The sequence below is a fragment of the Paracoccaceae bacterium genome, assembly GCA_019454225.1.
Classification (GTDB): domain Bacteria; phylum Pseudomonadota; class Alphaproteobacteria; order Rhodobacterales; family Rhodobacteraceae.
In genome coordinates this window covers 1,127,661-1,151,441 of sequence record CP075370.1, presented here as the reverse complement: position 1 = coordinate 1,151,441, position 23,781 = coordinate 1,127,661, and the positions used below count along the sequence as shown (strand labels likewise).

Below are 23,781 nucleotides of genomic sequence, written 5' to 3'. Positions count from 1 at the left end.
CCCAAAGACGCCCATCCATGCACGGACGATAGGCCGACGGGCCGATGGGTCACATTTTCTGCAGGCGCAGCGGGAGTTGAGTCGGCCATTTCGCGAGCCAGGTCATGTCGACAAAAGGCGGAACCAGAGGCGGATCGATGTGATGTCGATGAAACCGAGGGAGCTTTCGGCGGCCTTGTCGTAACGGGTAGCGACGCGGCGGGCGTTCTTCTGCTTGTTGAAGTACCGCTCGACGCGGTTGCGGAGCCGGTAGGGCTTGCGGTCAATGGCCACGCGCAGCTTACGGGATTTTCGCATCTGGATCACCGGCACGACATCGCGACCCTCCATGGTTTTGCGAACCCTGTCAGCATCATGGCCACGATCCGCAAGCAGGACGCGGGGCTCGGGCAGGTCGTCGTCCATGACCAGATCGAAGCCTGGATAGTCCGAGGTCTGCCCCGGCGTGATGTCCGACCTCATGGGCATGCCGGTGCCATTGACGCGGAGGTGGATCTTGGTCGTGAAGCCACCGCGCGAACGGCCAAGACCCTGTCGCGGAGTCCCCCTTTTGCGCCCGCTGCCCTATGAAGGGCGCGGACCACGATGCTGTCGATCGACTGGAGCCCAAACGGCACGATCCGGCTTTCGTTCAGGGCTTCCATGATCTGCTCCCACAGGCCCGCCAGGGTCCGGCGCCGGAACTGGCGGCAAACGCTGGACCACTTTCCGAACTCTTCCGGCAGGTCGCGCCGAGGAAAGCCCGTCCGCGGGATCCAGAAAATCCCATCCGGAACAAGGCGGTGGCTCGCGGGTCGGCGTCCGTTCGGCGCGCGGACGGCCAGAACGAAGCGCTCGTGGAATTCCCGTTCCTCATCCGAGATCAGGTCTCGTGCCAAGCTGGTCTCCATCGTGGATACCAGCATGAATCACGATCATCACGCCCTGTGAATCCATTTAGTCTACACGACCCAAGGTGACCGAATATTCAATGAATTCAAGGTGGGGTGGCGGACCCGGAGCGATTCGAACGCCCGACCCTCAGATTCGTAGTCTGATGCTCTATCCAGCTGAGCTACGGGTCCGTCGTGGGATGGTCATCTATCCCCCCGACCGGGGGTTTGCAAGGCGGAAAAGCGCGGGGTCAGCCCTCGACCGGCCCTTCGCCCCTGGGCAGGCGGATCGCGAACTCGGTGCCCTCGGCATCGGTCTTGACCAGGTCGAGCCGTCCGCCATGGCCCCGGACCAGTTCGGCCGCGATCGCAAGACCCAGGCCGGTGCCCCCCTTGCGGCTGCCGCCCTGAAAGGCGGTGAACAGGTGCTCGCGCGCCTTCGGCGGCAGACCAGGCCCGGTATCGCCCACCTTGATCCACCAGTCGGCCTCATCCTCGCCGCCCGAGATCTCGATCGTGCCGCCCGCGCCCTGCGCCTCGATCGCCTGCCTTGCATTGCGAACCAGGTTCGACAGCACGCGATAGAGCTGCTCGGCATCCGCCCGGATGGTCATGCCCGGGGGCACGTCGATCAGGCAGGAAATGGCACCCTGCGCGGCCTCGCCGTCAAGCCCTTCGCCCGCCGCGACATCCTCGGCCAGCAGCCGCAGGTTCAGCCGAACCAGACGCGGCGGGGGTTCCTCGGCCTTGCCGAAGGCCAGCGTCGCCTCGCACAGATGCACGGCGCGGGAAATCGACCCCACCAGCTTCGGTGCCACGCGCGCAACCACCGGGTCCTGCGAGCGCTCGATCCGGTCGGCAAACAGCTGCGCCGTGGTCAGGATGTTGCGCAGGTCATGGCTGATCTTGGCCACCGATCCGCCAAGCTGGGCCAGCCGCTCCTTCTGCCGCAGGGCCCCGGCCAGCTGGGTCTGCAGGCTCATCAGCGCCTCTTCGGCCGCGCGCAGTTCGGCCACACCGGCTGTGGGCGCGATCACCCCGCGCGCGTCCTCGGGGGCGGCGGCAAAGGCCGCCATGTGGCGCACCACCCGGGCGATCGGTGCCACGATCAGCCGTCGCGCCGCGATGAACAGAAGGGCTGCGGTCACCCCCGATATCAGCGCCGACAGGATCAGGATGCGCAGCCCGTAGTCCAGCATGGCATTGCGCAGGGGGCCGCTTTCCAGCGTGATCTCGATCAGCAGTCCCGCGTCCTGCACCGGGTTGCCGATCACCCGGATCACCCGGTTCTGGCCATCGGCGAGCTGGGCCATGGAATCGCGAATCAGCTCCCATGGTCCTGACAGCCGAAGGTCGAAGGTGGCGGCCACCGGCCCGGGAATCGGCGACGACAGGATCAACTGGCGCAACTCGTCCCGCCGCAGCACCACGTTGAACACGCCCGCGTTCGACAGAAGCTCGGCCTCGAGTTCCGTGCTGATCTCGCCATCGGTCGCCAGCAGCGCCAGCGAGGCGATCTGCGCCTTCTCCAGCCGAAGGATCAGATAGTCGGCACGGAACCGGGCGATCGAGGGCACGAAGATCAGCACCTCGGCGATCATCACGAAGATGACCGTCAACACGAGGAACCGCCCCGACAGGCTGTTCAGAAAGCCGAAGCGCCTGCCCGCCACCTGATCCTTGCCCCTTTGCGCCCGTGCCGCGCCGCCTCGGGGGCCACCATCCCCTAGGGCAGGTATCGCTGCACGAGGCCCACCACACGCTTGATCCAAGGATTATCAAACAGTTTCGGGGAAAAATAGGCGCCCGCCGCACGTTTGCCGATTTCCGCCATCGTGGGATAGGGCAGCACTGCGGCAGACATGGCCGACATGCCCAGCCGGGCCGAGATCGCCAGTGCCCAGGGCGCGATCAGCTCCCCCGCCATCGGCCCGGCGATGCCCGCACCCACCGGGCGCCCCCTGGCGACCATCACCTTCAGCAGGCCCTCGGTCCGGCCTTCCGCCTGGGCGCGGTCATTCCCCGCGAAGGGCACACGAAGCACCGTCAGGCGGCCACCGTATTCCTTGCGCGCCTCGTCCTCGGTCAGGCCGACCTGGGCGATCTCGGGGTCGGTATAGGTGGCGCGGGGAATGTGATCGGTGCGTGCCCTGGCCGGCAGGCCAAGCACGATCTGCCGCACCACCACCCCCGCGTGATAGCCTGCAAGATGGGTGAACTGCATCCCCCCGGCCGCATCGCCCACCGCGTAGACCCGCCGGTTCGAGACCGAGCGCAGCGAGGCGTTCACCTTCACCCCCCGGCGGTCATGGTCCACCCCCGCCGCCGCGAGATCGAGCCGGTCCAGCGCCACCACCCGCCCCACGGCCACAAGCAGGTGCGTGCCCTCGATCACACGCCCTTCGCCCAGCGTCACCCGGATCGCGCCCGCAGCCCCCGCGATGGCGGTGGCGGGCGTGCCCTCGACAATCTCGACACCCTCGGCGCGCACCCGGGCCAGCGCCACGGCGGCCAGTTCGGCATCCTCGCGCCCGAGCGCCCGGGCCGCCTCGACCACCGTGACCCGGCAGCCAAGGCGCCTGTGCGCCTGCGCCATCTCGATACCGATCGGACCGCCGCCCAGGATGATCAGGTGTTCGGGACGTTCGCGCAGGCCAAAGACCGTCTCGTTCGTCAGATAGGGCACCGCATCCAGCCCCGGTACGGGTGGCACGAAGGGGCGCGAGCCCGTGGCGATCACGAAGCGCCGCGCGGTGATCCGGCAGCCGCCCGCCTCGACGGTCTTGGGGTCGGTGAACCGCGCCCAGTCGCGGATCACCCGCACCCCCAGCCCCTCGAACCTCTCCTGGCTGTCATGCGGGGCGATGGCGGCGATCACCTGCGCCACATGGTCCTTGGCGGCGCCGAAATCCACCTGCGGCACCACCGGCGCCACGCCGAACCCCGCGCCGCTTTCCTGGGCATGGGCGGCCTTGGCCGCCGCGATCAGGGCCTTCGACGGAACGCAGCCATGGTTCAGGCAGTCGCCGCCCATCTCGGCCCCCTCGATCAGGACGACGCGCGCGCCCATCTGCGCCGCGCCGGCCGCAACCGACAGGCCGCCCGAGCCGGCGCCGATCACGCAGATGTCGGTGTCGATGCGATCCATGGTTCAGCCCCTGCGCCAGCGTTTCAGAAGGATGGGCAGCGCCGACAATGCGGCAAGACCCAGGATCGGCCCCAGCACATGCGGGGCAAAGATGATGCCCAGATCCGGCGTCTCGCCCCGGGCAAAGACCTTGCCCAGACCGGCACCGACCGAGGTATAGACCACACCGCCCGGAATGATCCCCAGAAATGTGGTGATCGCAAAGCGCGAAAGCCTTACGCCCACGAAGGCCGGGATCAGGTTCGCCAGAAAGAACGGCACGGCAGGCACGAGCCGCATCAGGAACAGCACCGACCATTCGTTCTCGCGCAGCGCCGCCTGCAAGCGCGCCGCAGCGCCTCCGCCCGTCTCGATGCGCTGCGCGATGCCGGCACCGAAACCCGCCCGGGCCGCCAGGAAGATCGCCACGGCCCCGGCCGTCGCCGCGACGACGTTGAACAGGGCGCCGGGAAAGATGCCGAACAGGAACCCGCCGGTCAGCGTGGCGATCGTGGCACCGGGCAGCGACAGGGCGACGATGGCGGCATAGGCCAGGACAAAGGCCAGGGCCGCCAGCGGATAGTTGGCGTCGCGGAACGCGATCAGCGTCTCGCGGTGTTCGGCAAGCGCCTCGAACCCCAGGTGATCGCGCAACAGGAACGCCCCCGCCACGGCGGCGCACAGGATGGCCAGGAAGGGCAGTTTGCGTGCCAGCCCGGTCTTCGGGGCGGGCTTCGGGTGGGGGCCGGTGGCCATATGCAGCGTCGCCTCTTCCTTCGGGTTCCCGGACCATACGCATTACGCGGCAGCCTGGGGCAGGTTACCTGCGGTCACGCGCGATTGAACAGCGGGGCCGGGCCTGAAACATCACCGCGCGGGCACGCCGCCCCGCACGCGATTCTTGCCGCAAACCCGGACGGGTGCATTGACTTGGGGGGCGCGGGTCCGTAAAGGGCGGGCTTCGAATGATGCGGCGCTCGAATCCGTCCGGTTTCGCGCTGCCCTGATGGATGGAGAGCCGCGATGAAGCGCACCTATCAACCCTCGGAACTGGTCCGCAAGCGGCGCCACGGCTTCCGCGCGCGCATGGCCACCAAGGGCGGCCGCCTGGTTCTGGCCGCGCGCCGCGCCAAGGGCCGCAAGAAGCTTTCGGCCTGATCCACCGGCCCCCGCGCGGGCCATCCGGGACAAGACCATGACACCGCCGGAGGATGGGCAGACAGGCAGCGATGCCGGGTGCCCCGGGTCCTCGGCGGTGTTGTCGTATGCGATGCTTTCCCGGCGGGCCGATTTCCTGCGCACGGCGCAGGCGCGGCGGCAGGGGACCGCGGGCTTCCTGCTGCAGGCAAGGGACCGGCGGGACGGGTTGCCCGGGGTGCGCGTGGGGTTCACCTGTTCCAAGAAGATCGGCAACGCCGTCGCCCGCAACCGGGCCAAGCGGCGCCTGCGCGAGGCCGTGCGGGCGGTTCTGCCCCGGCTGGCGCGGCCGGGCTGGGACTATGTGCTGGTAGGGCGGCCGGGTGCCACCACGGAGCGGGAGTTCGCGCTGCTGCTGTCCGACCTTGAAACCGCGCTGATGACTGTGCACGGGGGGCGGCGATGAGCCCGCTTGCCCATCTGGTCGCCCTGCCCGTCCGGGCCTACCGCCTGTTGCTGAGCCCCTGGGTCGGTCATGGCTGCCGGTTCCAGCCGACCTGTTCGGCCTATGCCCTGGAGGCACTGGAGCGGCACGGCGCGATCCGGGGCAGTTGGCTGGCGATCCGGCGAATCGGGCGGTGCCATCCGGGGGGCGGGTCGGGATACGACCCGGTTCCGGGGGCAGACCCGGAGCATGACCACGGCAAGTGACCCGGGCGTCCCATCGTGGGACGCTTTTCACCGCGTTCGAAATCAACAGGTTGGAGTCGCGCCTTCATCATGCGTTAAGGATTGCGCGCCCGGTGCCGCGCCGGCCTTCGCCGCGATGCCCCGCCCGGGCCGGGCGTTCAGGCCAGACCGGCGATCAGGGCGCGCAGCGTGGCGATGCCCTCGCCGGTCTCGGCGGACGTCAGCACGATCTCGGGAAAGGCCGCCGGATGTCTGGCAAGCGCCGCCTGCACCTGTGCCACGGTCGCCTCGCGCGTGGCGCGGTTGACCTTGTCGGCCTTGGTCAGCACGGCCTGGAAGGTCACGGCGGACCGGTCGAGCAGCGTCAGGATCTCGGCATCCACTGCCTTGATCCCATGCCGCATGTCGATGAGCACGAAGGCGCGGCGCAGGGTGACCCGACCCGCCAGATAGGCGCGCAGCAGCGCCTGCCACTTCGCCACCGTGGCCACCGGCGCCTCGGCATAGCCATAGCCCGGCAGGTCAACCAGATAGCGCGTGTCACCCAGGGCGAAATAGTTGATCTCTTGCGTGCGTCCGGGGGTGTTCGAGGCGCGCGCCAGTGTCTTGCGCCCGGTCAGCGCGTTGATCAGGCTTGATTTCCCGACGTTGGACCGGCCCGCGAAGCAGACCTCGACCCGGTCTGCCGGCGGCAGGCCCGACATCGCCACGACGCCCTTGACGAAATCGACCGGGCCCGCGAACAGCAGGCGCCCCGCCTCGCGCGCGGTCTCGTCAGGTTCGGGCGCCTCGGGGAATGGCAGCGTCATGCGAAGCCGCAGAGGTCGCCCACGGCGACCTCGCCCCCTTGCACGACGCGGGCATAGACGCCGAAATCCTGATGCCCACAGCCATCCTGCAGCGCCTGCAGCGTCGCGGCATCAAAGCGGCCGGTTTCGGGGTTGGCCTCGGTCGCGCGGCAGCGGGTGATGCGCTGTTCGACATGCAGCGTGGCATCGCCGATGCGGATGTCGCGCCCGACCAGATCGAACTCTTCCCAGGGGGCAAGACCGTCAAGCCAGATGTTGCCGCGCCAGCGGTGGATCGACAGCGCCTGGCCCAGCCGCTGCGACAGCGCGCGATTGGACGACAGGTTCAGCACCGCGACGAAGGGATCGGGCACGTCGGTCATCGGCACGCCGGGCACGTGGATGACATGCGCGGGGTCGGGCCGCACCTGCGGCCAGAACGGGCGCAGCCAGTCGATCAGCCGGGACTGGTCGCCGGGGTCATCGGGCGCGACGGTGATCGCGGCCGCCCGGGGGTGGCGCAGCGTGACGCGGCGCGCGGCCTCGTCAGAGGTGCAGGACACCGCCATCAGGTCGGCCGAGGCCCAGCCGCGCAGGAAGTTGAGCTTGGGCTGCCAACTGTCGGTCGCGGCGCCAAAGCGCGCGGCGGCATGGGCCACCGCCCATTCGCGGTCGAACGGAAAGGCCCGGCCCGCCGTCAGCACCGCGCGCGCGATCTCTTCATGACCGCCCGACTTGATCGGATGGCGGCAGAGATGCGCGACGCTGCCGTTCATTTCTTGGCCGGGGTCTTTTTCGCCGGGGCCTTCGGACTGTTGGCCGCGGGCTTGGCGCCGGCGGCGGCGGCTGCGGGCTTCTTGCGGAAACTCGACTTGATGTTGCCGAAGATGTCGGGGGTGTGGCCGTGGCTGCGCATGATCAGGAACTGCTGGACGAAGGTGATCACGTTGTTCGCGATCCAGTAGACCACCAGGCCCGAGGCAAAGCCGCCCAGCATGAACATGAAGATCCAGGGCATCCAGGCAAAGACGGCGGCCTGCGTCGGATCGGTTGGCGTCGGGTTCAGTTTCTGCTGCAGCCACATCGAGATGCCCAGAAGGATCGGCAGGATGCCGATGAAGATCAGGTGCATCAGGCTGCCCACCACCGGGGCGTCCCAGGGCAGGATGCCGAACAGGTTGAACAGCGACGACGGGTCGGGCGCCGAAAGGTCGGTCAGCCAGCCGAAGAACGGGGCATGGCGCAGCTCGATGGTGACGAAGATCACCTTGTAGAGCGAGAAGAAGATCGGGATCTGCAGCAGGATGGGCAGGCAGCCCGCCGCCGGGTTCACCTTCTTGTCCTTGTAGAGCTGCATCATTTCCTTTTGCAGCTTCTGCTTGTCATCGCCCGCGCGTTCCTTCAGCGCCTCCATCTCGGGCTGCAGTTCCTTCATCCGCGCCATCGAGACATAGGACTTGTAGGACAGCGGAAAGACGATGGCCTTGAGCACGAAAGTCAGCGCGATGATCGCCAGGCCCATGTTGCCGATGGCGGCGTTGAGCCAGTGCAGCAGCGCGAAGATCGGCTTGGTCAGGAAGAAGAACCAGCCCCAGTCGATGGAATCGATGAACCCCGGGATGCCCGCGTTGTTCTGATACCCCCGGATCGTGGCCCATTCCTTGGCCCCGGCGAACAGGCGGGTGGCCGATGTCGCGGTCTCGCCGGTGCCCACGGTCATCAGCGCCTTGCGGGTTTCCACCTGGTAGATGTCGGACTGGGCGACATACTTGGCGACGGCGGTGAAGGGCTGCCCCTGCTGCGGGATCAGCACCGTCATCCAGTACTTGTCGGTAAAGCCGATCCAGCCGTCGGTCGTGGCCTCGGTCACCTGGGCCTGCGCGGCCTCGCGCGCGACCACGGGAAGGTCGCGCAGGTCGTCATAGTCGGTTTCAGCCAGCTTGCCGTCTGCGCGGGCGACGACGCCTTCGTGCAGGACGAAGAAGTTCTGCAGGTCGCCCGGCTTGCCGTGGCGCGCGACGATGCCGTAGGGCTGCAGGCTGACGGGGGCGCCGGTGGCGTTCGTCACCGCATCGGTGACGGTGAACATGTAGTGGTCATCGACCGCGATGCTGCGGGTAAAGGTCAGGCCCTTGCCGTTGTCCCAGGTCAGGGTGACCGGCTGGCCGGGAGCCAGGCGCGCGGCGGGGTCGGCGGTCCAGGTGGTGTTGGCGCCCGGCACGTCGTCGAAGGTCAGCGCACCGGCAGGCGCCCAGCCGTAGAGCGCATAATAGGCGTTGGGCTGGCCCACGGCGGTCAGCAGGTGCACGATGTCGGACCCCGGCGCCAGTGTCTGGCGATAGGTCTTCAGCGACAGGTCGTCGATCCGGCCGCCGAGGGTCGAGATCGAACCGGTCAGGCGCGGCGTGTCGATGTCGAGGCGCAGGGCCTGGGCGGCCACCGGTTCGACCGGCGCGGCGGCGGTGCCGCCGGCCGCGGGCGGGGTGGCCGCCTCGGTCGCCGCGGCCGGGGCGCCCGCGTTCGGGTCGACCACCGGTTCGGGCGGCGGGAACAGGATGAACCACACCAGGATGACGAGGAAGCTGAGCGCCGTCGCCAGGATGAGGTTCCGGTTGTTGTCGTCCATCGGTCGCACCAGAGGTCCGGGAATTCGGGTCAGGGGTGCTTCAACGACAGGGGGGGCGAAAGGTCAAGCGGATTCCCCCCGCGCGGGCGGTGCGCGGCACCCTGCCCTAGCGTGCGCGGTGTCCGATGCGGGGGGTCGCGGTCTGGCGGGCGCGGTGCGCTGCGATCCAGGCCAGCGTATCCTCGGCGGGCATCGGGCGGGCAATCGAGAACCCCTGGACATGGCCGCAGCCGAGTTGCGCCAGCATCGCATGTTCGGCCGCGGTCTCGACCCCCTCGGCCAGGGTCTCCAGCCCCAGCCGTTCGGCCATCGACAGGATCGCCGAGACAATGCGCTGCTGTTCGCGATCGTCGTCGATGCGGGTGACGAAGCTGCGGTCGATCTTGACCCGGCGCACGGCGAAGCGGCGGATGTTGGTGATCGAGGCATGGCCGGTGCCGAAATCGTCCAGGTCGATGCCGCAGCCCATGCGCGACAGTTCCGCGACATTGGCCACGATCACATCGTTCTCGGTCTCGGCCACCACGTTTTCCAGCACCTCGATGGACAGCCGTTCGGGTGTCAGGTCGAACCGGTCGAGTTCCCAGCGCAGCTTCTCGGCGAGTCGCGGGTTGCGCAGTTCGGCGCCCGAGAAGTTGACGCCGACGGTCGGGATGCGGTGCCCGGCCTTTTCCCAGCGCGCCATCGCGACCAGCGCGTTGTAGAGGATCACCTCGCCTAGCCGGTCGGACAGGCCCGCCTCCTCGATCGCGGGCAGGAATTCGGCGGGCGGCACGACGCCGCGTTCCGGATGCACCCAGCGCGCCAGCGCCTCGAACCCGGTGATCGCGCCGGTATCGGTGGACAGCTGCGGCTGGAACCAGGGGCGGATCTGCCCTTCGTCCAGCGCGGTTTCCAGCTGCGCGCGATAGGCGTCGCGGTCGGCGCGCTTGCGCGCCATGTCGGGCGCATAGGCACGGATGGCACCGGGCCCGTTGCGCCGCGCCTCATCAGCCGCCACCTGCGCGGCATCGAGCAGGGCGCGACCGTTCGGCAGGGGCGCCCGGGCGCCCAGGCAGAATCCCACCGAGGCCTGGACGTAAAGCCTTGCGCCATCGACAGAGATCGGAGGCGCCAGCGCGGCCTGCACGCGCGCGGACAGCTGCACCATGATTTCCAGGTCGAGCCGCCGCACCGGACCCAGCGCCACGGCGAAGCCGCCGCCTTCCAGCCGTGCCACCGTGTCGCCCTGACGCAGCGCCGAGCAGATGCGCTCGGCCGAGCGCGCCAGAACCTCGGTCTGCGCGGCCCGGCCGTGGCGATCCAGCAGGCGGTCGGCATCGTCAAACTGGACGACCAGGCATCCCGTGGTCATGCCCGTCACCTGGCTGTCGCGCAGAACCTCGTCCATCTGGCTGACGATCTGGGGGCGCAGCGCCAGCCCCGACATGCCTTCGGCCAGCGGCGGCAACTGCGGGTCGCGGAACCGGAAGGCGCCGGCCATGGCGAACAGCATCGGCATGCCCAGCGCGATCAGGATCAGCCAGCGTTCGCCGCCGAGCCAGAAGGCGGCCAGCGTGACCGCCGGCAGGAATACCATGAGTTCGGGCCGCCGGATCAGCCCCAGCGCCCACGCCGCCCCGGCCATCAGCCGCGTCCCGTCCAGATGCCGCATCGCAGGGCCCCCTTGCCGCACGGTGCGCCCGCCGCACCGCCGCAGACCCTAGGGCCCTGCCCCTGATCGTTTTCTTAATCGCGCGCGGAAAGTTGCGGCGGATTTTCGGCGATCTCTCCGGATTCGCCCCGCAGCAGCGCCGCGAAGTCGAACAGCGCCGGATCGGCCAGATGCGAGGGCCGCACGTTCATCAGGGCGCGGAACATCACCTGCCGCCGCCCGGGCGTGCGGGCTTCCCATTCGTCCAGCAACCGCTTGACCTGCATCCGCTGAAGCCCCTCCTGGCTGCCGCAGAGATCGCAGGGAATGACCGGATAGCCCATCGCGCGGGTGAACCGGTCGCAGTCGGCCTCGGCCACGAAGGCCAGCGGGCGCAGGACGTGCAGATCGCCATCCTCGTTCAGCAGTTTCGGCGGCATGGCGGCCAGCCGCCCGCCGTGGAACAGGTTCATGAAGAAAGTTTCCAGGATGTCGTCGCGGTGGTGGCCCAGCACCACGGCGCTGCATCCCTCCTCGCGCGCGATGCGGTAGAGGTTGCCGCGCCGCAGCCGGGAGCAGAGCGAGCAATAGGTCCGCCCCTGCGGCACCTTCGACACCACGACCGAATAGGTATCCTGATACTCGATCCGGTGTGGCACGCCCATGCGGGTCAGGAAATCGGGCAGCACGGTGGCGGGAAACCCGGGCTGGCCCTGGTCGAGGTTGCAGGCCAGCAGGTCCACCGGCAGCAGGCCGCGCCACTTCAACTCGTGCAGGATCGCCAGCAGGGCATAGCTGTCCTTGCCGCCCGACAGGCAGACCAGCCAGCGGGTGCCCGGCTCGACCATGCCGTAGGTGTCGATCGCGTCGCGCACCTCGCGCACCAGGCGCTTGCGCAGCTTGCGGAATTCCAGGCTGGCGGGTGCGCCGTGGAACAGCGGATGGATTTCGGCAGGCTCGTCGTCGTCCAGCATCGGCCCCTCCGGTTGTGCCGTGCCGCTTTGCGCCATCGCCCGGCGCAAATCAAGCGGCCGGGCCCCGCCCGGTTCAGACGTGCTGGGCGCCGTTGACCTCGATCTCGGCCCCCGAGATGTAGGAGGACTGGTCGGAGCACAGGAACCAGATCACGTCGGCGACCTCGCGGGGCTGGCCAAGCCTTTGCATGGGCAGCCTTTCCACGATCTTGTCGGTGCCGGGCGACAGGATCGCGGTTTCCACCTCGCCCGGGGCGATGGCGTTGACCCGGACGCCCAGGGGGCCGAAGTCATGCGCCATCTCGCGCGTGAGCGCGGCCAGCGCAGCCTTGGAGGTGGCATAGGCCGCCCCCGCGAAGGGATGGACGCGGACGCCCGCGATCGAGGTGACATTGACGATGGCGCCCCGCGCGGCCGAAAGCTCGGGCTGCAGGCCGCGTGCCAGGATCACGCTGGAGAAGAAGTTCACATGGAACACCTGGCCCCAGACCCGGAGGTCGGTGTTCAGCGTGTTCAGGCGGCCGCCCCCTTCGCCCTTGGGGCTGATTCCCGCATTGTTCACAAGGGCATGCAGGCGGCCGCCGATCTTGGACTTGATGGTCTCGATGGCGGCGATGGTCTTGTTCGGGTCGGCCAGGTCAAGCTGGATGTGGTTGTCCTCGCCCCCCGGCCAGGGGCAGCGGGGATCGAAGGGCTGGCGCGAACAGGTCAGCACCCGCCAGCCTTCGGCCGAGAACCGCTTCACGGTGGCATGGCCGATGCCGCGAGAGGCGCCGGTGAGGACGAGGACCTTCTGTTCTGGCATGTCGGGCTCCTGCCGGGCGATCCTGACGGTTCCGGTCGGGAACGGCAAGCGGCTTCACAGGGGCGCGCCAAAGGGGTAGTCGGGGACAGCAACCGGGGGCCGCGGATGAGACGCCAGACCATGACCATCGAAGACAGCATCGCAACCGCTCGTATCCTGAGCGAGGCACTCCCCTACCTGCAGCGCTACTCGGGCGCCGTGGTCGTGGTGAAGTTCGGTGGCAACGCGATGGGCGACGAGGCGGCAATGGCCGAGTTCGCCCGCGACATCGTGCTGATGAAGCAGGTCGGCGTGAACCCCGTGGTGGTCCATGGCGGCGGGCCGATGATCAACGAGATGCTGCAGAAGCTGGGCATCCGGTCGGACTTCGTGCGCGGCAAGCGGGTGACCGACAAGGCCACGGTCGAAGTGGTCGAGATGATCCTGTCGGGTCTGGTGAACAAGCGGATCGTGCAGGCGATCAACGACCAGGGCGGGCGGGCGGTCGGGATTTCCGGCAAGGACGATGACCTGATGGTTTGCGAGGCGGATGATCCGGAGCTGGGATTCGTCGGGAAACCCGTTGAAATGAATGTGCAAATCCTGCGCGACCTGTATGGGGCCGGGATGATTCCGGTGGTGGCGCCGGTGGCCACGGGCATGGCCGACAACGAGACCTTCAACGTCAACGGCGACACGGCCGCGGGTGCGATCGCGGGGGCCCTGCAGGCCGACCGCCTGCTGTTGCTGACCGACGTGTCGGGGGTGAAGAACCGGGCGGGCGAATTGCTGACGCAACTGACGCCCGAGGACGTGCGGGCGATGATCGCGGACGGGACGATCGGGGGCGGGATGATCCCCAAGACCGAGACGGCGCTGATGGCGCTGGACGAGGGGGTGCGGGCGGTGACGATTCTGGACGGGAGGGTGCCGAATGCCTGCCTGCTGGAACTGTTCACCGAGCATGGTACGGGGTCGCAGATCCGGTCGACGGAGCCGCGCATCAAGCCGCGTGTGCGGCGGTAGCCAAGCCCTTGCGGGCGCTGCATTAACACCGGGGATTAACGGGGTGTGAACGGTCTGGCCTGCGTCTGGCCTGCGTCTGGCACGCGTCTGGCCGAGGTCGGGCGCGCGGACGGTTAACACGGCCGGCGAATCGGGGGCGACGCAGGGGCGGGGCGGACAACCGTGGTCCGGGCCATCACGTTCACCACGGCGCAAGTGTTCCGGGACGCGGCATGGCCGACGGGGTGATCCTGCGGCTGGCGATCTTCCTCAAGGTCTCTGTCAGCTTGGCCTCGTCGTCGTCGCACTCAAGCTGGCGGGCTATTTCTCGGAAGCGGTCGACCCGCGGACGTTCGTCTTGCTTAACCATATGATACGCATATATTTTTCGTGCGTTAAACGCATGACGCAGATTTTTCTTGGCGCAACTTGCCCTGTACCGTATATTTGTTGTGGGGTGGGACGCACCTCCCCCAAGATGTAGCAACGGCCCCGTGGCGAAACTGGTAGACGCAGCGGTCTTTAAAACCGAAACCTTCCTAGGGTGTTGCGGGTTCGATCCCCGCCGGGGCCACCACTTCGGAGAAGAGGATATGGCAAGAGGTCCGACTATGCAAAGCCTTCAGGAAAGGCTGGATTCTATCCGGCGCGACCTTGATATGGCGCTGCGTGAAGTGGAGAAGATCAGAGCGCAAGAAGCCTTGATCTTGGACATGCAGCGCGAGGCTCGCGGTGAGCCGAAAACGAAAATCCGCGCACCTAGGTCCAACGTCAAACAGACGATTCTGGACCTTCTGGCGGATGCTGGTGACGCGGGCCTAAATGCCGCCTTGGCAGTTGAAACTGCGGCCAAGGCTAAGGTGACGCTTGAGCGCGGCACAGTGTCAAGCCTCCTGTCTCGCCTCAAGAATGAGGGGGTCGTGAGCTACGATGGCTCGCTCTACAGGCTGGTGAAGCCAAAACAGGACACATCCCCAAATGTCCATCCTCTTAGAACTTCGGGCGTTTTCTCATGATGTGAGCGCCGAGAAGCCCGCCCCCACTAGCGTTAGGCCCTGAGAAGCTTGCTAGGGGGGCGGTTTAACGTCCAGCAAGGGAGAACCCTCATGGACACCGACGAAACGCGGTACATTTACCGCGCTTCTATCCGCCTCCGAAACGGAACGCGGATTTTCGCTTGGCAGTATGGGCTAAAAGCGTTCAGGATCAGACTGAAACACGGCTTCCCTGAACAACCCAGACTGCCCGGCCTTTGACAGACCGGAGGGGCGGGCAACCGCCCCTTCTTCTTTGGAGAGGTAGACGCAACGGCGAACCGTTACCTTCCTAGGGGTTTGACCACCACTTCCGATTCGGATGATGTAACATTCTCTGACTGCGTACCATTGCCGAAGGACGCGGAGTCGGTTTGCGCAAGCTATTGCGCGCAGGACAGTCGCTTGCCGACACTCCCTTGGAGCGCAACGCTTGCCCGCGCTACGTCATCGACGCCGTTCGCCACACGGTTGCTGTACCGGAATGCAAACTCTGCGGCATAGCGATACAGGTGCTTCTTGCCGCAGCGCTGGTCGACGCCCTTCATGCCGCGCTTGAAGATGCTGAAATAGGGTTCCACGGTGTTCGTGGTCACGTCGCCGCGCACATACTCTTCCGCGCCATGGTTGACGGACGCATGGCCCGCAAAGTGCTGGTAGAGGTTGTCGTACTGCATGGCTTCGTCAGTGTGGACCGTCGCGTCCTTGGCGATGTTCGCCTTGAGGATCAGCAGGAGCGTAGACACACCGCATCAAGTTGCCCGCGTGGCTGGAGTTCGGTGCGGCCGTTCTGATCCTCGACCTTGCGATCTGGCTGTCGGCAACCGCGATCTTCAGCCACGCCAATCTGGCGGTGCCAGGCTGGCTGGACCGGGTGCTGCGGGCGGGGATCGTGACCCCCGACGGCACCGCGTTCACCATTCGTTGCACCGTCCTGCGCATGACAGCAATTTCGGCTTTGCGCTTTCGGTCCGGGACCGCATCTTCGGAACGTATCGCGCGGCCCCGGAGGCCGGACATGACGGCATGACGGTGGGGTTGGAATGGCAGGACAAGAGACCCGCGCGCCTGGGATGGAGCCTGATGCTGCCGTTCCGGCGACACTGGCGGACATTGCGCTGCGGCTGGCGGCCGAACGGCTGGAGGTACTGGGCGGGTTTGCCTGCGCGGAGGACGAGCCTGGCCTGCCCGGGGGCACGCGGACGGTGCTGATGGTGGGGCCGGGTGCGGGGTTCTGGCCGCATCTGACGGCGGCGGCGGAATGGCAGGACGGCGCCCCCGATCCGGTGGATCGCTGGTCGCGCCGCGTGGTGGGACGCATCGCCTGCGACCTGGGGGCCAAGGCGCTGTTTCCCTTCGGCGGGCCGCCGTGGCATCCGTTCCAGACATGGGCGATGCGGACCGGCCGGGTCTGGGAAAGCCCGGTGCGCCTGCTGGTGCATGACGCGCAGGGATTGTGGGTGAGCTTTCGCGGGGCGCTGGCGCTGAAGGCGGCAATCGACCTGCCGCCGCCGCCCGCCGCGGCCCCCTGCGAGACCTGCGCGGGCCGCCCCTGCCTGACCGCCTGCCCGCCCGGCGCGCTGACCGGCGCGGGCTATGGGCTGGCCGAGTGCCACGGCTTTCTGGACCGCCGCGCCGGAGCGGATTGCATGGGGCGCGGCTGTGCCGTGCGGCGCGCTTGCCCGGTGTCACAACTGTATGACAGGATGCCCGAACAGTCGGCCTATCACATGGGCCAGTTTCACCGGGGGGGACGATGAAGCGCCTGATCCTGACACGGCATGCCAAATCGTCCTGGGACGATCCGCTGACCCCCGACCATGACCGCGACCTGAACGAGCGCGGCAAGGCGGCGGCGGCCGACCTGGGGCAGTGGCTGGCCAGCCGGGGCTATGTGCCGGACGAGGTGCTGTGTTCGGACAGCCTGCGGACGCGCAAGACCTGGAGCGGGCTGGCCCCCGCCCTGCCCGGGACACCGATCCTGGAGCTGAAGCCGGCGCTGTACCATGCCGGGCCGGATGTGATGCTGGCGGTGCTGCGGCATGGCCGGGGCGATACGGTGATGATGATCGGCCACAACCCGGGGATTGCGGAGTTCGCGCACCGGCTGGTGGTGCGGCCGCCGCTGCACGAGGGGTTTGCGAAATATCCCACTGGGGCGACGCTGGTGGCGGATTTCGCCGTGGACAGCTGGGCCGGGGTTTCCCTTGGCACCGGCGCGACAGTCGATTTCGTGGTGCCGCGCGAGCTGGTGGGATAGCGGCCCGCCCGGGCGTCAGACCTTGGCCCCCGGTGCCGGACCGGCGGCCTGCGGCGGTGTGGCCTCGGGGGGGGCGCTGTCGGCGGGCGGGGCATCGCGGAAGGCCGGGTGCTGCGGAAAGATGACGGCGGCGGCGGCGCGGGCGGCGGCGGCCTCGTCGGGCTGGCCGAGGCGATCCAGGAGGGCGATGCGGCGCAGATGGGCGCCGAGCTTGCCCTTGGCCGCAGCGATGACCCGCGCGTAGAGATCAAGCGCATCGCCGGTGCGGCCCGCATTCTCGGCGGCCCGGGCGGCGACAAGGGCCATGTCGGGATCGGCGGCCAGTTCCAGCCTGCGGGGGGCCAGCGCGCGGTCGAGGTCGGACAGGAGTTGCGCGTCGCCGCTGCGCATGATCGCGGCGGTCAGAACCTGCACCGCCTGGCGCAGCGGTCCGTCATCGGGACGGGCGGCGCGTGCGGGCGTTGCGGCGGGCGCGGCGCGGACATGGGCGATGGTGTCGCGCATCGGGGCCAGCCAGGGCAGCATGGCCCGGGCCTGCGGCACCGCGTCGAGCACCTGCGCGGCATCGGCAGGGGCAAGCCAGCGGTTGCCGCCGGGATCGGCCAGTGCGTCGAACACCTGCCGCGCCAGATCGCCCCAGGCCGAGGCGGCGGGCGCGGCATCCGGCGCGCGGCGCTGGCGGTGCAGCCCGGGCTTGACCCCCTGCCGCGCGAAGGCCAGCAGGCTGGCCGGGCGCGTGGGCAGCGCAAGGTCGCGCGTCAGCGCCTGAAGCACCGGCTGCGGCTGGCCCACCAGATCGGCATGGCGCACGAGATAGATCCCGTCATCCGGCGGGTCGGCCAGAAGCCCGGTCGTGGCCACCACCCAGAGCGCGCGCATCGGTTCGGGCCGGCCGATGAGGCGGTGTTCGTGGCGGTTGCGGGTGGCGCGGGCCACCTGGCTGGCCACCACCTCGTCAGGGTGGCGCAGGATCATCACCGCACGCGGCCGGAAGCCGGCATCGGCCGCCGCGCGGCGCCAGAACGGCCAGAGCGCGCAGATCCGGGGGTCCTTGACCGCCGCCGGGCCGTCGCCTTCCAGCGCGAAGCGCAGCAGGGTTGCGGCATCCTGGCGGAAGGGATCAAGCTCGGACAGGCGGCGCGCAACCTCGCCCGCATGGAGCGACCAGTCGTCCCAGGAGGAACCGAGTGCCGCCAGCATCCGGTCGTTGAGGTCGCGCACGCCGGGATGCTCGAAGAACCCTTCGGGGTTTTCCTCGGCGCGCACGTCCTCGAATTCGCCCAGCGTGCAGCCGAGCGCCTGGAGCGCCGCTGTCAGAACCGAGGTACCCGAGCGATGGACGCCAAGAACGAAGATCAGCGGCCGCACCGGGATTGCCCCTGTCAGTGGCCGAGGATCTGGCTGAGGAACAGCTTGGTGCGATCGCTCTTGGGGTTGTTGAAGAACTCCTTGGGTTCGTTCTGTTCGACGATCTGACCCTGGTCCATGAAGATGACGCGGTTCGCCACCGCCTGGGCAAAGCCCATCTCATGCGTGACGCAGAGCATGGTCATGCCTTCTTCCGCGAGCTGGATCATGGTGTCGAGCACCTCCTTGATCATCTCCGGGTCGAGGGCGGAGGTGGGTTCGTCGAACAGCATGATGCGCGGCTTCATGCAGAGGCTGCGGGCGATGGCGACGCGCTGCTGCTGGCCGCCGGACAGTTGCCCCGGATACTTGTGCGCCTGTTCGGGAATCTTGACCTTGCGCAGGAAGTGCATGGCGGTTTCCTCGGCCTCCTTCTTCGGGGTCTTGCGGACCCAGATCGGGGCGAGGGTGCAGTTCTCGAGGATCGTCAGGTGCGGGAACAGGTTGAAGTGCTGGAACACCATGCCGACCTCGGAGCGCACCTTGTCGATGTTCTTGAGGTCGGAGGTCAGTTCGGTGCCGTCCACGACGATCTTGCCCTGCTGATGTTCCTCAAGCCGGTTGATGCAGCGGATCAGCGTGGACTTGCCCGAGCCCGAGGGCCCGCAGATCACGATGCGCTCGCCGCGATGCACGGACATGTTGATGTCGCGCAGGACGTGGAACGTGCCGTACCACTTGTTCATGCCGACGATGTCGATCGCGACCTCGTCGCTGACCTGCATGTGGCTGCGGTCCACCTTGCGTTCGATGGCTTCCATGGTGGTGCTCCTTACCGGTGGTCGGTTTTCAGCTTGCGTTCCAGATACATCGAGTACCGGGACATGCCGAAGCAGAAGATGAAGAACAGGGTGCCGACGAAGATGTAGGGTTCCCAGTAGATACCCTTCCAGTCGGTCGAGGCGCGCACGGCATCGGTGATGCCCTTGAGCGGGTCGAGCAGGCCCACGAACACGACGAGCGTGGTATCCTTGAACAGCCCGATGAAGGACGACACGATCCCCGGGATCGAGATCTTGAGCGCCTGCGGCAGGATGATGAGCCGCTGCGCCTGCCAGTAGTTCAGGCCCAGCGCGTCCGCCGCCTCGTACTGCCCCTTCGGCAGGGCCGCCAGGCCGCCGCGGATCACCTCGGCGATATAGGCGCTGGCAAACAGCGTCACCATGATCACGACGCGCAGGATGATGTCAAAGTTCGATCCGGGCGGCAGGAAGTAGTTCAGCAGCAGCGAGGCGGTGAACAGCAGCGTGATCAGCGGCACGCCGCGGATGAATTCGATGAACACCACCGAGAGCGACTTGACGAGGAACATGTCCGACTGCCGCCCCAGCGCCAGGGCGATGCCCAGCGGCAGCGACAGCGAGATCGCCGTGATGCCGATGATGACCGACAGCACGAAGCCGCCGAACCTGTCGGAGCGGACGGTTTCCAGCGAGAGCGGCACGATGTCGGCAAGGATGCCGGTGATCGGCCCCGCGAGGAACAGCCACCACAGCACCGGCGCCAGGACCGCGCCGACCGCGGCGACGATGACGTTCACCGGCGCAAGCGCCCGGTAGGCGGCATAGCCGACGGCGAAGCCTGCCAGGGCCACGACGGGGAACCACAGCGTGCCCCCCCACAGCAGCCAGTAGCCCAGCCCCGGATAGACCGCCGCGAACCACAGCGCCTTGCGCGGGATCTGGGTGAACAGCACCGGCGCCAGCGCCACGAACATCAGGACCATGGCCAGGTTCGGACGCCAGTAGAGGTGGTTGGGGTAGAAGCCGTAGATGAACTGGGTCCAGCGTTCGCGGATCACCGCCCAGCAGGCCCCGGTCGCGCCTTCGCCCCAGGTGGCCTGGATGACCGCGCGGCATTCGGCCAGGTTGTCGGCGGTCCAGACCGAATTGCGCAGCCATGGCCAGGCGGAGGCGACAAGCCAGTAGATGGCGAACAGGCCGAGGATGGTGAGGATCGAGTTGAACCAGCCCGAGAACAGGTTCTCGCGCACCCACTTGACCGCGCCCTTCTCGGTCAGCGGGGGTTCCATGGGGGCCAGCATCTGGTCGCGGACGAAGGTGGCGGTGCGGGTCATGATCAACGCTCCTTCAGTTTGACGCTGGCGTTGTAGACGTTCATCACGCCCGAGATCACCAGGCTGATGATGAGGTAGATCAGCATCATCAGCAGCACGCATTCCAGCTCGCGCCCGGTCTGGTTCAGGGTGATGCCGCCCAGCGTGCCGCGCAGGTCAAGATACCCCACCGCGATGGCCAGCGACGAGTTCTTGGTCAGGTTCAGGTATTGCGAGATCAGCGGCGGGATGATCACCCGCAGCGCCTGCGGCAGGATCACGAGGTTCATCGTGCGGCCCGGGCGCAGGCCCAGGGCGAAGGCCGCCTCGGACTGGCCCTTGGAAATGGCCATGATGCCCGCGCGCACGATTTCCGCGATGAAGGCCGCGGTATAGAGCGTGAGGGCCAGCCACAGCGCCATCAGCGAGTTCGACACGTTGATGCCGTCGACGAAGTTGAAGCCCTGAAGCCGGGGATAGGCCAGGTGGAAGCCCAGCGCGACCAGCACCGCGACGACCGGCACGATCCAGATCAGCAGAGATTTCCACCAGGTGACCGGACGGTCGCCGGTGGCTTCCTGCACGCGGGTCGCGTTGGCCAGAAGCGCGCGGTTGGCAAAGAAGCTGAGCAGCAGCGCGGCGATCAGCGCCAGCAGATCGACCGATACGTTGAACAGGCCCAGGCTGATTTCGCCCAGCGACCGCGAGAACAGCGGGTCGGGCACGGCGGTGTAGCGGTTGGTCACGGCGATGGTGTCGAACAGCTGCATCGACATGCCGGGCGTGCCGTCGGGCAGCGTGCGGTAGGCGTTCGGGCCGGGCGTCGCCTCGATGAACACCGTGTAGATCAGCAGGATCCACAGCAGCAGCGGCACGTTGCGGAACATTTCGACATAGACGGTCATCAGCCGGCCGACGAGCCAGTTCTTCGACAGGCGCAGCACGCCCACGAAGATGCCGAGCACGGTGGCGGCGAGACAGCCGAGGAAGGCCACGAGCAGGGTGTTCAGCAGGCCGATCAGCATCGCGCGGCCATGCGTGCTGTCGTTGGTGTATTCGATCAGGACCTGCGGGATGTCATAGCCCGCGCGGGTCCAGAGGAAGGAGAAGTTGAAATCCTTCCCGAGCAGCTGGAGGTTCCGGTAGGCGTTGTCCACCAGCCAGGCTGCCCCCGCCATGACGAGGAAGAAGACCACGACCTGTATGGTCAGCGACCGATACCGCGTGTCGTAGATGAGCATGGAGAGCCGGAATGACTCTTTAGGCACGTCGGTGATGACCGCCATGTTCGCTATTCCCCCTGTGTCCGGGCCGACGCGTTTGCGCGTTCTGGTCTGTCGGTCCGTTCGGACGCGGACAGGGCCGGGTGTCATGTTGTGTCGGTGTGAAAAGGGCGCGCCGTGGCGCGCCCTTTCCGGTTGTCGTTCTCAGCGGAACGGCGGCGAGTACAGCAGGCCGCCCTGGGTCCACTGCGCATTCAGGCCGCGTGCCAGGCCGATCGGCGTGCCTTCACCCAGTTCGCGGGCAAAGATTTCGCCATAGTTGCCGCCCACGGCGATCGCGCGCTTGGCCCATGCCGCGTCGAGACCCAGCATCGCGCCCAGATCGCCCTCGGTCCCCAGCAGCCGCTTGACTTCCGGGTTGGTCGAGTTCGCGGCCATTTCCTCGAGGTTGGCCGAGGTCACGCCGTATTCTTCCGCCGCGATCAGCGCGTTCAGCGTCCAGCGCACGATGTCGCCCCACTGCTGGTCGCCATGGCGAACCAGCGGGCCGAGCGGCTCTTTCGAGATGATCTCGGGCAGGATGACGTGGTTGTCGGGGTCGGTCAGCGTGGCGCGGGTGGCCGCGAGGCCGGACGCGTCGGTGGTGTAGGCGTCGCAGGCACCCGACGCATACTTCTGTTCCATCTCGGCGTTGGTTTCGGCCGGGACGGGCTGGTAGGTGATGTTGTTCGCCTTGAAGAAGTCGGCGAGGTTCAGCTCGGTCGTGGTGCCGGTCTGGATGCAGACGGTCGCGCCATCAAGTTCCTTGGCGGAGGACACGCCCAGATCCTTGCGCACCAGGAAGCCCTGGCCGTCGTAGTAGTTCACGCCGGCCCATTCGAACTTGAGGTCGACGTCGCGCGAGAAGGTCCAGGTCGAGTTGCGGGCCAGCACGTCGATCTCGCCCGAGGCGAGCGCGGTGAAGCGGGTCTGGCCGGTGGTCGGCACGAACTTCACCTTGCTGCCGTCGCCCAGCACGGCGGCGGCCACGGCACGGCACACGGCGACGTCAAAGCCGGTCCAGTTGCCATTCGCGTCGGGCAGCGAGAAGCCGGTCAGGCCCGTCGTCACGCCGCAGTTCAGTTCGCCCCGGGCCTTCACGTCGTCGAGCGTGGCAGCCGCCGACATGCCGGCGGCCAGCGCGACCGTCGCGGTCAGCGTGGCGAAGAATACCGATGATTTCATGTTTACCTCTTCCTGATTGGCGCCGCGCCTTGGCGGCGGGCATCTTTTTCCCTGCCCTGTGCAAGGTCTTGCCGACAAGCGGTCCTTGCCAGCGTTCCACACTTTCGACCGAAGCGGTTTGAAAGGTCAAGTGCAACCGGGTCCGCCTGTGATCCCCCCGAGATTTCAGGGACTTGCCGGGGAGACGGCCACGAAGCGGGCAGGTCTGCCCGGATTTTCAGCAATCCTGTGTCCCGCACAATCCGAAGAATCGGGCGGCATGGCCATGTGCGCTGCGTTTCAGCGCCTCGGATTCGGCCGCCTCGTCGTCCCGGCCCCAGAGTTCGGCCTGCCAGTGTTCGTCGATCCGCGACATGTCGAAGGCCGCAGCGGCCGTCAGCCGCCCCCCGGCAACGGCAAGGCCGAGGACCAGCGATCCGGGAATCGCCACGAGATCATGCAGCGCGGAAAGCTGGAACGGGGTCAGGCCGTCCAGCCGCCGGGCCAGCGCGGCAAGGCTGGCGGGGGGCTGCGCGACCGGCATGACGCCGGTGACGCTGCGCAGCGGCGCCGACAGATGGTCGGCCGCCCAGGCGAGCAGCGGGTCCCAGGCGGCAGCCTGGCGCGCGGCGAGTTCGGCCGGGGCGGACGCCCGGTAGCAGAGCAGGTCGGTGGCGCCGTAGCCCGCCAGTTCCGCCGCGACGGCGGCGGCCTGAGGGGCGACCTTGTCGATGGCGGAATGGGCGATGCGGGCCAGAGGCATGGTGGCCGGGCGCACCTCGGCCTGCTGGGCCTGCCATTCGGCGGCGATCGCCTCGGCCAGCGGCAGGCTGGGCAGGACGAGAGGCGCCCTGGCCGGCGTCTTCAGCGCGCGCCCGTCGAGCAGCACGGTCCAGCCGCCGCCTGGCACCGCCCCTGCCCGGGCCTCGGCCCAGAACCGTTTGCGCGGCCAGCCGGACATG

Annotated in this window: 25 protein-coding genes and 1 tRNA gene; 8 read left to right on the top strand and 18 right to left on the bottom strand. The window is 67.8% G+C overall.

Annotated features, from left to right (window positions below; genetic code table 11):
* Positions 1-102 precede the first annotated feature (102 nt).
* From KF887_05455 to KF887_05435, 5 genes are all read right to left on the bottom strand, one after another.
* Positions 103-890 (bottom strand): IS5 family transposase gene (locus tag KF887_05455; protein ID QYK43450.1). Its coding sequence is split into 2 segments (ribosomal slippage): positions 103-554 and positions 554-890, totalling 789 coding nucleotides; the frame shifts between segments, so codons are not numbered across the junction.
* Between the two features lie 97 nt (positions 891-987).
* Positions 988-1,064: transfer RNA gene (locus KF887_05450), tRNA-Arg, on the bottom strand.
* Positions 1,065-1,123: 59 nt separating this feature from the next.
* Positions 1,124-2,473: a HAMP domain-containing histidine kinase gene (locus KF887_05445; GenBank protein ID QYK43449.1), complete on the bottom strand. Its 1,350-nt coding sequence runs from the start codon at positions 2,471-2,473 to the stop codon at positions 1,124-1,126.
* 125 nt (positions 2,474-2,598) lie between these two features.
* A complete protein-coding gene (locus KF887_05440; protein QYK42561.1) occupies positions 2,599-4,020 on the bottom strand; it encodes an FAD-dependent oxidoreductase in 1,422 nt (473 codons plus the stop codon).
* A 3-nt stretch (positions 4,021-4,023) separates the two neighbouring features.
* A complete protein-coding gene (locus KF887_05435) occupies positions 4,024-4,755 on the bottom strand; it encodes a TVP38/TMEM64 family protein (protein QYK42560.1) in 732 nt (243 codons plus the stop codon).
* 267 nt (positions 4,756-5,022) lie between these two features.
* Here KF887_05435 and rpmH point away from each other — a divergent pair, with 267 nt between their 5' ends.
* Genes rpmH through yidD form a run of 3 tightly spaced genes read left to right on the top strand, consistent with a single transcriptional unit; the run spans position 5,023 to position 5,847 of the window.
* Positions 5,023-5,157, top strand: a complete 135-nt coding sequence (gene rpmH, locus KF887_05430; protein ID QYK42559.1) for a 50S ribosomal protein L34 — start codon at positions 5,023-5,025, stop codon at positions 5,155-5,157.
* Positions 5,158-5,194: 37 nt separating this feature from the next.
* Positions 5,195-5,602, top strand: coding sequence for a ribonuclease P protein component (gene rnpA, locus KF887_05425; protein QYK42558.1), 408 nt, complete (start codon positions 5,195-5,197; stop codon positions 5,600-5,602).
* Positions 5,599-5,847 carry a membrane protein insertion efficiency factor YidD gene (gene yidD / locus KF887_05420; protein QYK42557.1) on the top strand — a complete coding sequence of 83 codons (249 nt, stop codon included), beginning with the start codon at positions 5,599-5,601 and terminating at the stop codon, positions 5,845-5,847. The genes rnpA and yidD overlap by 4 nt, the downstream gene beginning before the upstream one ends.
* Before the next feature lie 137 nt (positions 5,848-5,984).
* Here the strand turns inward: yidD and yihA are convergent, their stop codons facing one another.
* From yihA to KF887_05390, 6 genes are all read right to left on the bottom strand, one after another.
* Complete coding sequence (gene yihA, locus KF887_05415) at positions 5,985-6,635, bottom strand: ribosome biogenesis GTP-binding protein YihA/YsxC (GenBank protein QYK42556.1); 651 nt, start codon at positions 6,633-6,635, stop codon at positions 5,985-5,987.
* Positions 6,632-7,390 (bottom strand): MOSC domain-containing protein, encoded by a 759-nt coding sequence (locus KF887_05410; GenBank protein QYK42555.1) that lies wholly within the window; start codon positions 7,388-7,390, stop codon positions 6,632-6,634. The genes yihA and KF887_05410 overlap by 4 nt, the downstream gene beginning before the upstream one ends.
* A complete protein-coding gene (yidC, locus tag KF887_05405; GenBank protein QYK42554.1) occupies positions 7,387-9,240 on the bottom strand; it encodes a membrane protein insertase YidC in 1,854 nt (617 codons plus the stop codon). The genes KF887_05410 and yidC overlap by 4 nt, the downstream gene beginning before the upstream one ends.
* Positions 9,241-9,346: 106 nt before the next feature.
* On the bottom strand, positions 9,347-10,867 hold the full coding sequence (locus KF887_05400) for a GGDEF domain-containing protein (protein ID QYK43448.1): 1,521 nt from the start codon (positions 10,865-10,867) through the stop codon (positions 9,347-9,349).
* A 101-nt stretch (positions 10,868-10,968) separates the two neighbouring features.
* Positions 10,969-11,847: a tRNA 2-thiocytidine(32) synthetase TtcA gene (gene ttcA / locus KF887_05395; protein ID QYK42553.1), complete on the bottom strand. Its 879-nt coding sequence runs from the start codon at positions 11,845-11,847 to the stop codon at positions 10,969-10,971.
* 73 nt (positions 11,848-11,920) lie between these two features.
* Complete coding sequence (locus KF887_05390) at positions 11,921-12,652, bottom strand: SDR family oxidoreductase (protein QYK42552.1); 732 nt, start codon at positions 12,650-12,652, stop codon at positions 11,921-11,923.
* Between the two features lie 120 nt (positions 12,653-12,772).
* On the opposite strand from KF887_05390, the gene argB reads away from it, so the two are divergent.
* Together argB and KF887_05380 are read left to right on the top strand one after the other, a co-directional pair.
* Positions 12,773-13,657, top strand: coding sequence for an acetylglutamate kinase (gene argB / locus KF887_05385; protein ID QYK43447.1), 885 nt, complete (start codon positions 12,773-12,775; stop codon positions 13,655-13,657).
* A 590-nt stretch (positions 13,658-14,247) separates the two neighbouring features.
* Positions 14,248-14,652 (top strand): hypothetical protein, encoded by a 405-nt coding sequence (locus KF887_05380; GenBank protein QYK42551.1) that lies wholly within the window; start codon positions 14,248-14,250, stop codon positions 14,650-14,652.
* A gap of 401 nt (positions 14,653-15,053) precedes the next feature.
* Here KF887_05380 and KF887_05375 read toward each other — a convergent pair whose 3' ends face one another.
* Positions 15,054-15,416, bottom strand: coding sequence for an IS1595 family transposase (locus KF887_05375; GenBank protein ID QYK42550.1), 363 nt, complete (start codon positions 15,414-15,416; stop codon positions 15,054-15,056).
* An 11-nt stretch (positions 15,417-15,427) separates the two neighbouring features.
* On the opposite strand from KF887_05375, the gene KF887_05370 reads away from it, so the two are divergent.
* From KF887_05370 to KF887_05360, 3 genes are read left to right on the top strand one after another with little or no spacing between them, the layout of a single operon-like run.
* Positions 15,428-15,700 carry a hypothetical protein gene (locus KF887_05370; GenBank protein QYK42549.1) on the top strand — a complete coding sequence of 91 codons (273 nt, stop codon included), beginning with the start codon at positions 15,428-15,430 and terminating at the stop codon, positions 15,698-15,700.
* 43 nt (positions 15,701-15,743) lie between these two features.
* Complete coding sequence (locus tag KF887_05365; GenBank protein QYK42548.1) at positions 15,744-16,430, top strand: ferredoxin; 687 nt, start codon at positions 15,744-15,746, stop codon at positions 16,428-16,430.
* Positions 16,427-16,930 carry a histidine phosphatase family protein gene (locus tag KF887_05360; protein ID QYK42547.1) on the top strand — a complete coding sequence of 168 codons (504 nt, stop codon included), beginning with the start codon at positions 16,427-16,429 and terminating at the stop codon, positions 16,928-16,930. Before KF887_05365 ends, KF887_05360 begins: the two co-directional genes overlap by 4 nt.
* Positions 16,931-16,945: 15 nt before the next feature.
* On the opposite strand, the gene KF887_05355 is transcribed toward KF887_05360, so the two are convergent.
* The 6 genes from KF887_05355 to KF887_05330 form a co-directional block, all read right to left on the bottom strand.
* A complete protein-coding gene (locus KF887_05355) occupies positions 16,946-18,298 on the bottom strand; it encodes a sulfotransferase (protein QYK42546.1) in 1,353 nt (450 codons plus the stop codon).
* Between the two features lie 14 nt (positions 18,299-18,312).
* Positions 18,313-19,062 carry an amino acid ABC transporter ATP-binding protein gene (locus KF887_05350; GenBank protein ID QYK43446.1) on the bottom strand — a complete coding sequence of 250 codons (750 nt, stop codon included), beginning with the start codon at positions 19,060-19,062 and terminating at the stop codon, positions 18,313-18,315.
* Between the two features lie 47 nt (positions 19,063-19,109).
* Positions 19,110-20,414 (bottom strand): amino acid ABC transporter permease, encoded by a 1,305-nt coding sequence (locus KF887_05345; GenBank protein ID QYK42545.1) that lies wholly within the window; start codon positions 20,412-20,414, stop codon positions 19,110-19,112.
* Between the two features lie 2 nt (positions 20,415-20,416).
* A complete protein-coding gene (locus KF887_05340; GenBank protein QYK42544.1) occupies positions 20,417-21,679 on the bottom strand; it encodes an ABC transporter permease subunit in 1,263 nt (420 codons plus the stop codon).
* 141 nt (positions 21,680-21,820) lie between these two features.
* Positions 21,821-22,840: an amino acid ABC transporter substrate-binding protein gene (locus tag KF887_05335; protein QYK42543.1), complete on the bottom strand. Its 1,020-nt coding sequence runs from the start codon at positions 22,838-22,840 to the stop codon at positions 21,821-21,823.
* 217 nt (positions 22,841-23,057) lie between these two features.
* Positions 23,058-23,780, bottom strand: a complete 723-nt coding sequence (locus tag KF887_05330) for an ATPase (protein ID QYK42542.1) — start codon at positions 23,778-23,780, stop codon at positions 23,058-23,060.
* Position 23,781 lies beyond the last annotated feature (1 nt).